This window comes from Pelomonas sp. Root1217 (assembly GCF_001425705.1).
Lineage (GTDB): Bacteria > Pseudomonadota > Gammaproteobacteria > Burkholderiales > Burkholderiaceae_C > Pelomonas.
The window spans coordinates 209,141-221,281 of the sequence record NZ_LMDC01000029.1; the positions used below are offsets into that span (position 1 = coordinate 209,141).

Consider the following 12,141-nt stretch of genomic DNA (forward strand, 5'->3'; position numbering starts at 1 on the left):
GCTCCGGGGGTGCAAGGCAACGCGTCGCGGCGTAAGCTTCGTTCCCATCAGCCACCCCCCCACACGAGACCGCGCCATGAAGTTCCTGATCCCCGCTTTCGCTGCCGTCACCGTCTTTGCCGCCCAAGCCGGCAACAACGCCACGCCCGAGCAGGCCGAACTGCGCGCCGAGTGCGCCAAGAGCTACACAGACACCAGCAGCGTCGCCACGCCGGTCGCTTCGAACGAGTACCAGTTCGTCTACGCCAACGGCAAGTACAAGGGCGAAGCCAAGCCGGGCAAACTGCTGGCCTGCACCGAGCAGCAGTACGCTGCCTACCTGGACAAGGCCGACCCGGCCAAGGTGATGGCTGCCTACCCGACGGCCGCCGGCCGCCCGACAGCTGTCAAGAAGAAGGCCGAGCCTTTCCGTCTGTGAGTCGCATGTGATTCGCCGCTGATCGTTTTCAAATCGTCAGCCAACGAGGCGCCCTGCGGGGCGCCTTTTGTTTTTTCGGCGCGGCCGACCTAATGTTGAAAGTCACTGGAATTTCCAAGGAGCCACGCCGTGAAGACCCTCATCGCCACCCTGGCCTGCCTGGCCAGCACCGTCGCCCTCGCCGACGACGCCGACATGCAAAAGGCCCGGTCCGAATTGCGCACCGGCTGCGCACAGAGCTACGCCAGCTTCAGCGCCCATCACCCAGCCGGCAATGCACCCGAATACCGCGGCGACAAGTACCCGGGCGACACCCAGTACTACGGCGACGCCAAGCCCTGCACCGAAGAGCAACTGGCCGCCTACCTCGACAAGGCCGACCCCGCCCTCGTCATGCGCGGCTACCCCTCCGCCGCCGGCCGCCCCAAGGCCAAGAAGCCGGCCACGGCGCCTTCTGCACCCAAGGGCTGAGTCGATACAAAGGCGCTTTCGGGCGCCTTTCGATTGGTGCGATGCGGCGTGCATTTGCTTGCACTTGAGCGTAGCCTTGCACTCACCTTGAGCAGCAAGGAGGTCCGCCATGAGAACCCTCGCAGTCACCATTGCGTCTCTGGTCACCGCGCTGCCGGCCTTCGCGGCCGACACACCGGCCACCTACGCCCAGGCCGTGTTGCGCGATGGTTGCGCCCAGGCCTATGCCAGCCACGTCGCCACATACTTCGCCGCAGGTGCGGTAGCGCCGACCTTCACCGGCGAACGCCCCAAGGGCGACCACCGGTACTACAACGACGCCAAGCCCTGCGACGAAGCGCAGTACGCGTCCTATCTGGAGAAGGCCGACCCGGCCACGGTGGCGATGGCCTATCCCACCGCCGCCGGCAAGGCCAAGTCCAAGAAGGCCAACGCCGTCACGGCGGCGGCGGTGCCCAAGTCGAAGTGAGCAGGGTCTCAGGCTGCGTCCTGCCCCCACGGCATCATCAATGACAGCATCAGGAGCTTCTCGAACTCCGGTGCAAAGTTGGCGATGATGGCCTCGGGGTCGGGGCACAGGCCGGTGTCGGTGATGAGGCCGAACTGCACGCGGCCGGCATAGGTCAGGATGCTGACGCCCATGCCGATGTCGCCGGACTGCGGCACCCAGAACATCACCTTCTCGACCGTCGAGCCACAGAACTTGAGCGCCTCGGCAGGCCCCGGCACATTGGTCATGACCGCCGTCGCCTTCTTGGCGAACAGGTTCAACATCGCATGCTGCACCGGCTTGATCAGCAGGCCGGCCACAGACAGCAGGCCGAAGGCCATCACCGGCTGGAAGCTGCCCTTGAGCTCGCTCATGCGCGCGCGCACCGCGAACAGCCGCTCGACAGGGTTGGCGATGCCGATGGGCAGCACCAGCGGCACCAGGCCGAAACGGTTGCCGAGTTGCCAGGCCTGCTCCAGCGGCCGCAGGTTGACCGGCACCATGGCGCGGATCTCCTTGCCTGCCGGGTCCTCGCCCTTGTCCGCCAGGTAGCGGCCGATGGCGCCGGCTGCGCAGGCCAGCAGCACGTCGTTGATGGACGCGCCCAAGGCCTTGCCGACCGCCTTGACCTCGTCCAGCGCCAGGCTGTCATCCCAGGCCACGGTTTTCTTCGACCCCGGCTTGCCCTTGAGGCGCGTCGGCGAATCGTCGGGCATCAGCGCGAAGGCGGCCACGTCGGACACGGCCTGGTAGCCCATGCGGGCCATCTCCAGCGACGAATCCATCGGCGTGTCACCACGCATGGCCAGGTCCACGCCCTTGGCCACGCCCTTGCCGGTCATGCCGATGGCCTTGACGGTCAGGTTGCTGATCGGTCGCAGGAAGGCGTCGAGCAGCCAGTCGGACTCGCCGGGCTCTTCCACATCCTTTGCCGCGCGCTTGGGCGGCGCCTTGCCGCCGTCGGTGATGGACAGCATGACGGCGATCAGCGCGATGCCGTCGGCAATGCAATGGTGGATGCGGGCAATCAACGCGCTCGTGCCGTCGCCCATGTCCTCGATGAGCTGGAACTGCCACAGCGGGTGGGCCGGGTCCAGCGCTTCAGAGCACAGCTCGGCAACACGCTCGCGCAGCACCTCGTCACGGCTCTGGCCGCGCAGGGGCAGCGGCACCTCGGCGACGACGTGGCGGGCGATGTCGAAATCCTTGTCGGCCACCCACTGCGCACCCAGCAAGGCGTCGTCGACGACCTTCTGCCTGAAGCGCGGGTACTGCAGCAAGCGCTCGGCGACGCGCTCGCGCAGGGCGGCCAGCGTGATGCCGGGGCGGATGGACCAGACCCCGACGATCATCATCAGGTTGGCTTCAGTGTCCATGCGCAGCCAGGCGGTATCCACCTTGGACATGCGTTCGCTGCTGGGGCCCATGCGTCTCCTCGGATTCGTTATTGGCCGGGCCTAAACTCGGCGGCCCGTCGGTCGATTGTCATGAGAATCGACGGCCCAATCAGCCTGGAGAACCCCCGTGAGCCTGAAAGACCAATTCGAAGCCGCCGTCGCCGACTCCAAGAACCTGGCCGAGCGGCCGGACAACATGACGCTGCTGAAGCTCTATGCGCTCTACAAGCAAGGCAGCGCCGGCGACGTCGACGGCAAGCGCCCCGGCTTCACCGACATGGTCGGCCGCGCCAAATGGGATGCCTGGAACGAGCTCAAGGGCACGAGCAACGATGACGCAATGCAGCAATACATCGACCTGATCGAATCTTTGAAATAAGCGGCTCAGCCGCTTTGAGAGAACCGGCCTTCAGGCCGGTTTCTTCTTGGCCGGCGCCTTCTTCTTGTTGGCCGCCAGCAGCACATCGAGTTCCTTCTCGATCTCGCCCTCGATGGTCTTCTTGAAGGCGCCGAGCAGGAAGCCGAGCTGGGCCACCAGCTCGAAATGATCGGGCGCCACCGTCAGCTCGCCCTTCACGCCGCTGCGCGTGAACTCCACCGTGTCGCTGAACTCGCCCTCCAGCACCGTGCACTCCATGTCGAACTTCTCCTCGACCTGCTCGGCCCATTTCCAGGCAATCTCGCGGGCCTTCTTCAGCCCCAGGTCGTGGTCGCGGTGAATGCGGATCTCGGCCATCAGCGGCTCTCCGTTGTCTCGTGCCGCGCACTCTACCGCTGGCGTTGGGTTTACACGCATACTCGGTGCGCCAAAAAATGTCTGGCACAAAGCCAGCTGAAGTCCAGGGAGGATCCATGCGCCTCGTCGACCCCGACCCGCTCTGCCTCGATCCGCTCATGGAGGGGCTGACGAATTTCCGCGCGCCCGAGCCCGACCATGAACAGGCTGTCTACTGGTTCCGCGTCGCCGCCGACGCGGGCGACACCGAGGGACTGGCCATGTTCGCCCTCTGCCAGCTTGAGGGCCTGGGCCTGCCGCGGGACCCGGTGCAGGCCCGCGAACGGCTGGAGCGCGCCTCCAGCGAAGGCAGCCTGACCGCCAAATACCATCTCGGCCGCGCCCTCGTCGCCGGCTGGGGTGGCGACCCCGACGCGCCGCGCGGCGTGGCGCTCTACACCGTCGCCGCATCCCAAGGCCATGCCGATGCCACCTTCAACCTGGCCGCCTGCCTGGAGTCGGGCTGGGGCTGCCAGCCCGACCGCCTGGCCGCCAAGGCCCTGTACATGCGCGCCCGCGCTATGGGCAGCCGGCTGAAGGCCCCAGGCCTGCGCATCCGCGAGCGCGAGCTGGAGGCGGTGCGCGAACTCGCGCGTCGCATGGAGCACGGCGGCGAACTGGCGCGCGCCATCGAGGATCGCCAGCACGAGATCATGCTGATTCACGAGCTCGCCCAGACTCCCCCGCGCAAGGCCATGCTGAGCGTCAGGCAGCGCCGCCGGCTGCTGCATGTCGCCAGCGCCATGGCCATCATCGCCGGCCTCGCCGCGGCCCTGGCCGGCCTGTTCGGCTGGCGCAACAGCCACCCGCTGGCGCGTGATTCCGGCCCCACCTCCATCGCCTGAACCTGCTCCGCAGGCTGCCGTTCAACACCCACTTGATCGATGCCGCTCCCTCGTCTGCGGCTGCATGGCCCTGGGCGAGAGGTTCAGCTGCGCACCAACGGCTGCCTCGGATGCAGCCTCGCCATCGTCAACGCATCCACGTAGACACCATCACGCAAGGCATAGGCCCTGAGCCGCCCCTCGTGCTCGAAACCATGGCGCTCGTACAGCCGGATCGCTCGCGCGTTGTCCTGGTAGACCGTCAATTCCACGCGCAGCACCTGCGCCCAGTTGTCGGCGTAGTCCAGCAGCGCAGTCATCAGCGCACCGCCGATGCCCTGCCCCTGCGCAGCGGTCGACACCGAGATGCCGAGCGCCATCGCATGGCGGCGGCGCACTTGGGCGCCAACCGGGTGCAAGCCGGCGCTGCCAAGCAGCTTGCCATCGCGCTCGGCCAGCAGGAACAGCTCGGGCGAGCCGGCGACGGGTGGCGTGCTCAGGCGCTGCTGCCACAGCTCAGCATTGGCGTACGGCAGCTGCAGCAGGCCAGGAAAGATGTCTGGCTCGGCCAGATGCTCGGCAACCGCAGCGGCATCACTGGGCCGGGCGCGTCGCAGGATCAGTGTCATGGGGCCCTTGCTCAAGATGCTTCAATGTAGCCCGACGCTCCTCGCGCGGCAGTGGTTTCAGCCGTTCAACGGCCACGTGAAACTTCACCCAGTCGCGCCCCTCGTGCTCGAACAGGCGCATGAAGGCCGGCACCAGTTCGTCATAGGCCGACAGGATGGCGAAGCTGGCGTTGTTGGCACGCTGGAACCAGGCTTCGTAGCCCGGCGCTTCCTTGGGCGCGCGCTCACGCAGCTCGGCCATGACCGCGGCCTTTGCGGAAGCACGAGACTCGGCCGGGCCGGCGTAAACCGCTTTGAGCTTGTCGCGCCCTTCCCGTGCCAACGCCAGGAAGCGCGCCCGCCGCGCCCGCCCGGCCTCGAAGGCGGCCAGGGCCTCGGGCTTGCCGGCCAGCCATTCGCGGGCGCCCAGCATCTCGACCGCGGTCGCATAGGCCTCGTTGAAGCCGGTGTCGTCGCTGGTGTAGACGCGCTGATGGGTCAGCTCGTGGAAGATCATGGCCGCCAGTTCGCCCTCGGGGTAGCGGATGAAGGTGTTCAGCAGCGGGTCGCCGCCGAACCAGCGGCTCCAGCCCAGCGTCGAATAGGCGGGAATGGGCTGCACCTGCACCTCCCAGCCCTCGGCCTTCAGCTCGTCGGCGTGGCGCTGCGCGGCATCGCGGTCGAACCAGCCCTGGTAGCCAGCGCAGCCCATGATGGGATAGCACCAGGTCTTGAGCTGGAAGCCGAACTCGGGCGCGGCGACGATATTCCAGACGACGGCCGGTCGCTTGAGGTCGGCATAGCGGCGGTAGCTGTTGTTGTCGGGCAGCGCGAGGCGCGCGCTGGCGAAGTCGCGGATCTGCTGCGTCAGCTTCAGCCGCTCGGCCAGCTCGGGTGGGGTGGCCGGGTCGGCCAGCCAGTCGCTGACCGGCCTGGCCGCACGAATGATGCCGAGGTGGCCGCCGGCGGCCTGGCCCCAATGGCCCACCGCGCCACAGCCGCTCAGGGACAGCGCAGCGACGGCAACGAGCAGGGCGCGTGCAGAGATCAAGCGAAATGGCGATGCGAATGGAGCCCCGATTGTCACCACCCGCCTCGCCGCGCAAGTAACCGTCAGCGCACCACCACGGTCAGCACGGTGCCCGCGGGCACGCGCACGCCGCGGCGCTGGTAGCGCGTTGCGCCAGCCGGCACCTGGTCGTCCAGGTAGGTGTGCACGGTACTGCCGAAGCGCGTCAGCGTATTGACGGGTGCAGCCTTGCGGTTGGTGGCCTGCTGCGCGGTGTCGGTGCCCATCAGCCACTGCCCTTCCCACTGCACCTGCGGGAAGCCGTAGCCCCAAGGCGCATGGCGCTGCGGCATGCCGCCGAACACGCTGCTGCCCATGCGCTCCCACTCGTCGGCCAGGCCGTCGCTGCCAGCGTGCCGCAGCACCGTGTCCAGGCAGCTGTAGCTGCTGGCCGTCGCGCTGCAGTCAGTCACCAGCTGGCGCCACCAGCCGCTGCCATAGCGGCGGTTCAAGAAGGCGGCCAGGCTGCCGCCGACCCCGTAGTTGGCGCTGTCGGCGCTCTCCAGCCAGTCGATCATGGCCACGCTGCCGCCGGAGCGGAGGTAGCTGGGCAGCCGGAAGGTGATGATCTTGTTGGCGCCCGGCGTGATGGTTTCGGCCAGCAGGTCTTCGGTGGCCATGGCAGCCGTCTCTTCCAACCAGGCGTCGTGCAGCAGGCCGCGCTGGATCGTGCCCTGGTGATAGGTCACCATGTGCGTGAGCTCGTGCACCAGCGTGGATGCGTAGAAGGTCGGGTTGCCTGCCAAGCCCGTGCCGTTCACGAAGAAGGCCAGCGCTTCGTTGGAATTCGCGTAGCGGCTGTTGCGCCAGCGGTAGGAGTTGTTCAGCCCATAGAAGTAGCCGGCCGCGGAGGCGTCGGCGCCCATGTGGTCGGTGACGACGATGTTCACGTCCTGCAGCTGCGCCGCGCTTTCCTGGATCAGCCACGGCCGGTTGGCCACCTCGCTGCCGCCCCAGACGTCGCCGAGCATGGCGATGACACGCGCAAAGCCGCCCTGGTCGCCGCAGAAGCTGTGCTTCAGGGGCTCGATCTGGGCCGCTTCGACCGTGCGGGCGCTGGTCAGCGCCTGGTCGACCCAGAAGACGAGACGACGGCCGGTTCCGGTGCTGCAGGTGCTCAGCACGCTGGCCGTGAACGGCACGGGCTTGGCGGGATCGTCATAGAGATCGTTCCAGATGCGTGTGCTGCCGACCTCGGTGGCGGCCAGCGCCCGGCGGCGCGGCTCGATGGCGCTCTCCGGCAGAGGCCGAGCAGGCAGTTGCTGATCCTGCAGATCCTCCAGCGACTGTTGCTGCTGCAGGCCGAGCATGCGCGCGTGCAGGGCGTCGTGGCGCGAATCGTCGGCAGTTGATGCAGGGGCGGCCTGAATTCGGGCGTTCGGCGCCGCGCCCAAGCTGACCACGGCGGCGCTGCCGCTCTTCGGCAGCTCAGCAGCGTCGCTGGCCTGGCCGTTGCTGAATACCAGCGTCACGGACTGCCCGGGCTGCACGTTGGCGATGTCCAGGTCGATCAGCTGTGACGTGGCACCGGCGTTGCGCAAGCGCCAGATACCCACGCCGCTGCCGGCATAGCCCCCATCCGCTGCCACGGCACAGTGCAGGCCGCTGCAGCCTGGCAAGAGTGAGCCTGCAGCGCGTGCCACCGGCGAAGGCTGTGCCTCAACCTGGACGGTGGTGCTGGCCCGCGCCGTCACGCCGGCGCTGTTCTGCGCCACGGCCGTGGCGGTGAAGCTGCCCGCCTGGGCGAAACGGCGCTCCACCATCAGCCCGTCGGCCGTGGTGCCGTCGCTGAATTCCCAGCGCCAGCTGACACCGCCCTGGCTGTCGCCGGCCGTGAACTGCACGTATTCGCCCGCGTAGAGCTGGGTCGCCGAGGCACTGACACGCAACACGGGGTCAGGTACGGCCGGTGCAGGAGGTGGCGTCGGCGCCGGTGCGCCGCCCCCACCGCCACCGCCACCGCCACCGCCGCAGGCGGCAAGCAAAACCAGCCCACAAGCTGCTGCCACATGGCGCAGCCTTGCCTTGAAGAGGCTCTTCATCGTTTCCCTGTCTTTGTGTTCTTGGCCCAGCACCCTGGCGCGCAGCGCCGGGCGCGGATTGTGCCAACTCGTCCCGCGCATCGCGCCGTTAGCCGCCCCTTTTCAGACGTCAAAAATCACGTCAGGCAAGTTCAGGCAGCTTCAACCTGCACCAGGCAGTCGTAGAAGGTCGGTGCATTGCCCATGTCGGTCAGCCGCTGGTGGGTGACCTCGTTGACGTTGCTGCCCTGCACGCCGAGCTTGCGCCACCACACGCCCAGGCCGTTGACGACGCCGGGCCGCGCGCGCGTGCTGACCTTGAGCTTGGCCACATAGCGACCGCGGTCGTTGAACGCAGCCACCAGGGCGCCATCGACGAGACCGCGCTCGACGGCGTCGCCAACATGCATCTCGATGATGGGCTCGCCCTCGATGTCGCGCAGGCTCTTCACGTTGACGAAGCTGCTGTTCAGGAAGTTGCGCGCCGGCGGCGAGATCATGGCCAGCGGGTAGCGCGCGGCCAGTTCGGGCGAACTCTGCGCGCTTTCGTAATTGGGCACGTAGTCGGCGCCGGCGGCCTGCGCGCGACCGTTGGGGGTGCGGAAACCGCCCTCCGCAAACGGTGCCTCGGGAATGGGCAGCGGCTGCCAGCCCCGTTCGCGCAGCATCGCCATGTCGATGTCGGGCGTGAAGGCCTGATCGGCGAGCTGCTCATCGGTTTCGGCGAAGCAGGGGTCCGTCAGCCCCATCGCAGCTGCCAGCTCGCGGAAAATCTGCGTGTTGGTCTTGGCCTCGCCCAGCGGCTCAATAGCCGGCTGGTTCATCAGCACGTCGGTGTGGCCGTAGGACGTGTGCACGTCCAGGTGTTCGAGCTGGGTCGTGGCGGGCAGCACATAGTCGGCCAGGTCGGCCGTGTCGGTCATGAAATGCTCGAGCACGACGGTGAGCAGGTCTTCGCGCTGGAAGCCCTTGACCACCTTGGGCGACTCGGGCGCCACAGCGACGGGATTGCTGTTGTAGACAATCAGCGCCTCGATGGGCGGGTCAGCCTGCAGCAGCGCGTCACCGATGGTGCTCATGTTGACCATGCGCGGATTGCGTCCGGCCAGCAGGTCGGGGCGTTCCAGATCCGGGTTCTTGAACGGCGCATTCCAGCCCGAAGCCGACAGCAGCACGCCGCCGCTGGGATGGCGCCAGGCGCCGGTCAGGCAGGGCAGCAGCGCAATCAGCCGCACGGCATTGCCGCCGCCACGCACGCGCTGCAGGCCGTAGTTCATGCGGATGGCAGCGGGCGTCGTCGTCGCGTAGTCGCGGGCCAGGCCACGCACTTCATCGGGCGTGACGCCGCAGACCTCGGCAACCCGCTCGGGCGGCCAGTCCAGCGCCTTGCCGCGCAGCTCTTCCCAGCCGTCGACGTACTTGTCGATGTAGTCCTGGTCCAGCCAGCCGTGGCGGATCAGCTCATGCATCAGGCCCAGGGCCAACGCGCCGTCGGTGCCGGGCAGCACGGCGATGTGCTGGTGGCATTTGTCGGCCGTCTCGGTCTTGCGCGGGTCGATGCAGACCAGCTTGGCGCCTTCGCGCCTGGCCTGGTTGGCATAGGTCCAGAAATGCAGGTTGGAGGCGATGGAATTGCTGCCCCAGATGATGATGAGCCTGGCGCCGGCGAAGTGGCGGGTGTGCATGCCCAGCTTGTGGCCGTAGGTGGCGGCGAGCCCCGCGCCGCCGGCGGAGGCGCAGATGGTGCGGTCCAGCCGCGCGGCGCCCAGTTCGTTCCACAGCCGGCCGGCCATGGCCTCACCCTGGATCAGGCCCATGGTGCCGGCATAGCTGTAGGGCTGGATGCACTGCGGATCCTTCACCGCCTTGAGCCGCGCGGCGATGTCGGCGATGGCCTCGGCCCAGCTGACCTGGACAAAGGCCGGCGCTTCGGTCTTCTTGCTGACCCTCTTCATCGGGTGCAGCAGGCGCTCGGGGTGGTAGGTGCGCTCCGGGTAGCGCGAAACCTTGGTGCATAGCGCGCCGTGAGTGTTGGGGTGGTCGGCGCGGCCCTGCACCTTGATCACGCGTTCGTTCTCGACGGTGATCTGCATGGCGCAGGTGTCAGGGCAGTCATGGGGGCAGGCGCCGAAGACGGTACGGGTGGTCATGGCAATCGCAGGGCTGGAACAACCCCGCGATTGTCTCCAGTCGGCAAATCCGACGTCAGAGCTGGCTCATGCCGCCGTCAACAATGATTTCCGTGCCGAGGATGAAGGCCGATTCCGGCGCGGACAGGTGCAACACGGTCGAGGCGATCTCGTCCGGTGTGCCGAAGCGACCCAGCGGCACCTGGCTCTGGATCTGCGCGGCCACCGTCTTCAGCGTGTCGGCATCGAAGCCCAGCTTGCCGTACAGCGGCGTCTCGACCGGGCCCGGGCTGATGACATTGACGCGCGCGCCCTGCGGCAGCAGCTCGGCCGACAGCGTCTTGGCCAGCGAGATCAGCGCGGCCTTGCTGGCGGCGTAGATGGCCGAGTTGGGCATGCCGATGTGGGCATTGATGGAGCCGTTCAGCACGATGGACGCGCCCCGTGCCAGCACCGGGCGCAGCGCCTGGATCAGGAAGAAGGCGCCCTTGGCGTTGGTGTTGAACGTGCGGTCCCAGAGGTCTTCGCTGGCGTCGGCGAGCGAGGCGAACTCGGCGATGCCGGCGTTGACGAAGACGGCATCCAGCGCACGGCCGGCGGCGGCGAGGTGGGCACCCAGGGCGCGGGCGCCGAGCACGTCGGACGCATCCAGCGCCACCAGCTCGAAGCCTTCGGCGTCGTGCGGCTTGCCCGGGCGGGCGGTGACGATGACGTGGGCGCCTTCGGCCTTGAAGGCGCGGGCGGCGGCCAGGCCGATGCCGGAGGTGCCACCGGTGACGAGGACGGTCTTGTTGGCGAAGCGGGGGGGCATGATGTTTCCTTGGGTGAGTACGCGGCGGGTTTGCCGTGGACTCGATACTCGGCTTCGACCCCTCTTTTGACGTCCGGTGCTGTTGGCCGACTCGTGCAAGGCTTTCGAACATGCTCAGCGACGACGAGATCCATTTGATGGAGGCCATCGGGGCCAGCGGCAGCCTGACGCGCGCCGCGGCGAGCCTCGGCAAGGCGCCATCCACGGTCTCGTACACGTTGCGCCAGATCGAGTCCCGCTTCGACGCCCTGCTCTTCGACCGCCGCCGCTACCGGCTGCAGCTGACCCCCGCCGGCGCCCTGCTGGTACGCGAGGCCACACGGCTGCGCGACGACATGCAGCGGCTGACACGCCGCGTCGCCCAGGTGGCCAAGGGTTGGGAGGACAGGCTCTGGATCGTCACCGACGAGCTGATCGAGTTCGACAGCCTGCTGCCCGTCATTGGCGACTTCGATCCGCTGGACTCTGGCGTCAGCCTGCGCATCACCCACGAGGTGCTCGGCGGCACCTGGGAGGCGCTGGCCGAGGGCCGCGCCGACCTCGTCATTGGCGCAACCAACGAGCCGCCGCCGCTGGCGGGCGTGCAATGGCGCGAGCTGGGCGCACTTCGCTGGGTCTATGCGGTCAGCGCTCGCCACCCCCTTGCCAAGGCCAAGGAGCCGCTTTCGGCCGAGCAGATGCGGGCACATCGCGCCGTCGTCGTGGCCGACAGCTCTCGCCGCGGTGACGGTCGCGCCTACGGCCATGGTGCCGGTCAGACCACGCTGGCCGTGCCCAGCATGGCCGCCAAGATTCAGGCCCAGCGCGCCGGCCTGGGCGTAGGCTGGCTGCCCGAGGCGCGGGTGGCCTCGCTGCTGCAGCGCGGCGAGCTGGTGGCCAAGGCAGTGAGCGTGCCTCGCGAGCCCAATAACCTCTTTGTCGGCTGGCGTGCCAGCGAGGGCCGCGCGCTCGCCTGGTGGCTGGAGAAGCTGACCGACGCGCGCCTGTGCAAGCGCCTGGTCGACGGGTTGGACGTCCACGCCTGAGCGTTCGTTGATGCCACTTGACAGTGACGTTTGGCACGCCATGGGTCCAATGAACAAACCTGGCAAGGGATTCCCTGGGGAAGTATTTGCCCCGCTGGGGCAC

13 protein-coding genes are annotated in these 12,141 nt (G+C 67.9%); 6 read left to right on the plus strand and 7 right to left on the minus strand.

Annotated elements, in window-relative coordinates; genetic code table 11:
• Positions 1-76: 76 nt before the first annotated feature.
• From ASC95_RS26520 to ASC95_RS26530, 3 genes are all read left to right on the plus strand, one after another.
• Positions 77-418 (plus strand): hypothetical protein, encoded by a 342-nt coding sequence (locus ASC95_RS26520; RefSeq protein ID WP_057300690.1) that lies wholly within the window; start codon positions 77-79, stop codon positions 416-418.
• 129 nt (positions 419-547) lie between these two features.
• Positions 548-889, plus strand: coding sequence for a hypothetical protein (locus ASC95_RS26525; RefSeq protein WP_057300691.1), 342 nt, complete (start codon positions 548-550; stop codon positions 887-889).
• A gap of 109 nt (positions 890-998) precedes the next feature.
• The gene (locus ASC95_RS26530; RefSeq protein WP_057300692.1) at positions 999-1,358 is read left to right on the plus strand and encodes a hypothetical protein; all 360 of its coding nucleotides are present in this window, start codon (positions 999-1,001) and stop codon (positions 1,356-1,358) included.
• 8 nt (positions 1,359-1,366) lie between these two features.
• Here ASC95_RS26530 and ASC95_RS26535 read toward each other — a convergent pair whose 3' ends face one another.
• Positions 1,367-2,806, minus strand: coding sequence for a wax ester/triacylglycerol synthase family O-acyltransferase (locus ASC95_RS26535; RefSeq protein WP_057300693.1), 1,440 nt, complete (start codon positions 2,804-2,806; stop codon positions 1,367-1,369).
• 97 nt (positions 2,807-2,903) lie between these two features.
• On the opposite strand from ASC95_RS26535, the gene ASC95_RS26540 reads away from it, so the two are divergent.
• On the plus strand, positions 2,904-3,155 hold the full coding sequence (locus tag ASC95_RS26540) for an acyl-CoA-binding protein (protein ID WP_057300694.1): 252 nt from the start codon (positions 2,904-2,906) through the stop codon (positions 3,153-3,155).
• Positions 3,156-3,185: 30 nt separating this feature from the next.
• Here ASC95_RS26540 and ASC95_RS26545 read toward each other — a convergent pair whose 3' ends face one another.
• Complete coding sequence (locus ASC95_RS26545; protein ID WP_057300695.1) at positions 3,186-3,512, minus strand: polyhydroxyalkanoic acid system family protein; 327 nt, start codon at positions 3,510-3,512, stop codon at positions 3,186-3,188.
• Between the two features lie 116 nt (positions 3,513-3,628).
• On the opposite strand from ASC95_RS26545, the gene ASC95_RS26550 reads away from it, so the two are divergent.
• Positions 3,629-4,396 (plus strand): tetratricopeptide repeat protein, encoded by a 768-nt coding sequence (locus ASC95_RS26550; RefSeq protein WP_057300696.1) that lies wholly within the window; start codon positions 3,629-3,631, stop codon positions 4,394-4,396.
• An 83-nt stretch (positions 4,397-4,479) separates the two neighbouring features.
• Here ASC95_RS26550 and ASC95_RS26555 read toward each other — a convergent pair whose 3' ends face one another.
• The 5 genes from ASC95_RS26555 to ASC95_RS26575 all read right to left on the minus strand — a co-directional run bounded on the left by ASC95_RS26555 (position 4,480) and on the right by ASC95_RS26575 (position 11,013).
• Complete coding sequence (locus tag ASC95_RS26555; RefSeq protein WP_057300697.1) at positions 4,480-5,004, minus strand: GNAT family N-acetyltransferase; 525 nt, start codon at positions 5,002-5,004, stop codon at positions 4,480-4,482.
• On the minus strand, positions 4,970-6,034 hold the full coding sequence (locus ASC95_RS26560; protein ID WP_057300698.1) for an aminopeptidase: 1,065 nt from the start codon (positions 6,032-6,034) through the stop codon (positions 4,970-4,972). The genes ASC95_RS26555 and ASC95_RS26560 overlap by 35 nt, the downstream gene beginning before the upstream one ends.
• A gap of 62 nt (positions 6,035-6,096) precedes the next feature.
• Positions 6,097-8,094, minus strand: a complete 1,998-nt coding sequence (locus ASC95_RS26565; protein WP_157256520.1) for a PKD domain-containing protein — start codon at positions 8,092-8,094, stop codon at positions 6,097-6,099.
• Positions 8,095-8,225: 131 nt separating this feature from the next.
• Positions 8,226-10,223, minus strand: coding sequence for a molybdopterin-dependent oxidoreductase (locus ASC95_RS26570; RefSeq protein WP_057300700.1), 1,998 nt, complete (start codon positions 10,221-10,223; stop codon positions 8,226-8,228).
• A gap of 55 nt (positions 10,224-10,278) precedes the next feature.
• Positions 10,279-11,013 carry an SDR family oxidoreductase gene (locus tag ASC95_RS26575; protein ID WP_057300701.1) on the minus strand — a complete coding sequence of 245 codons (735 nt, stop codon included), beginning with the start codon at positions 11,011-11,013 and terminating at the stop codon, positions 10,279-10,281.
• Positions 11,014-11,123: 110 nt separating this feature from the next.
• On the opposite strand from ASC95_RS26575, the gene ASC95_RS26580 reads away from it, so the two are divergent.
• Positions 11,124-12,038 carry a LysR family transcriptional regulator gene (locus ASC95_RS26580; RefSeq protein WP_057300702.1) on the plus strand — a complete coding sequence of 305 codons (915 nt, stop codon included), beginning with the start codon at positions 11,124-11,126 and terminating at the stop codon, positions 12,036-12,038.
• The last annotated feature ends 103 nt before the right edge of the window (positions 12,039-12,141 follow it).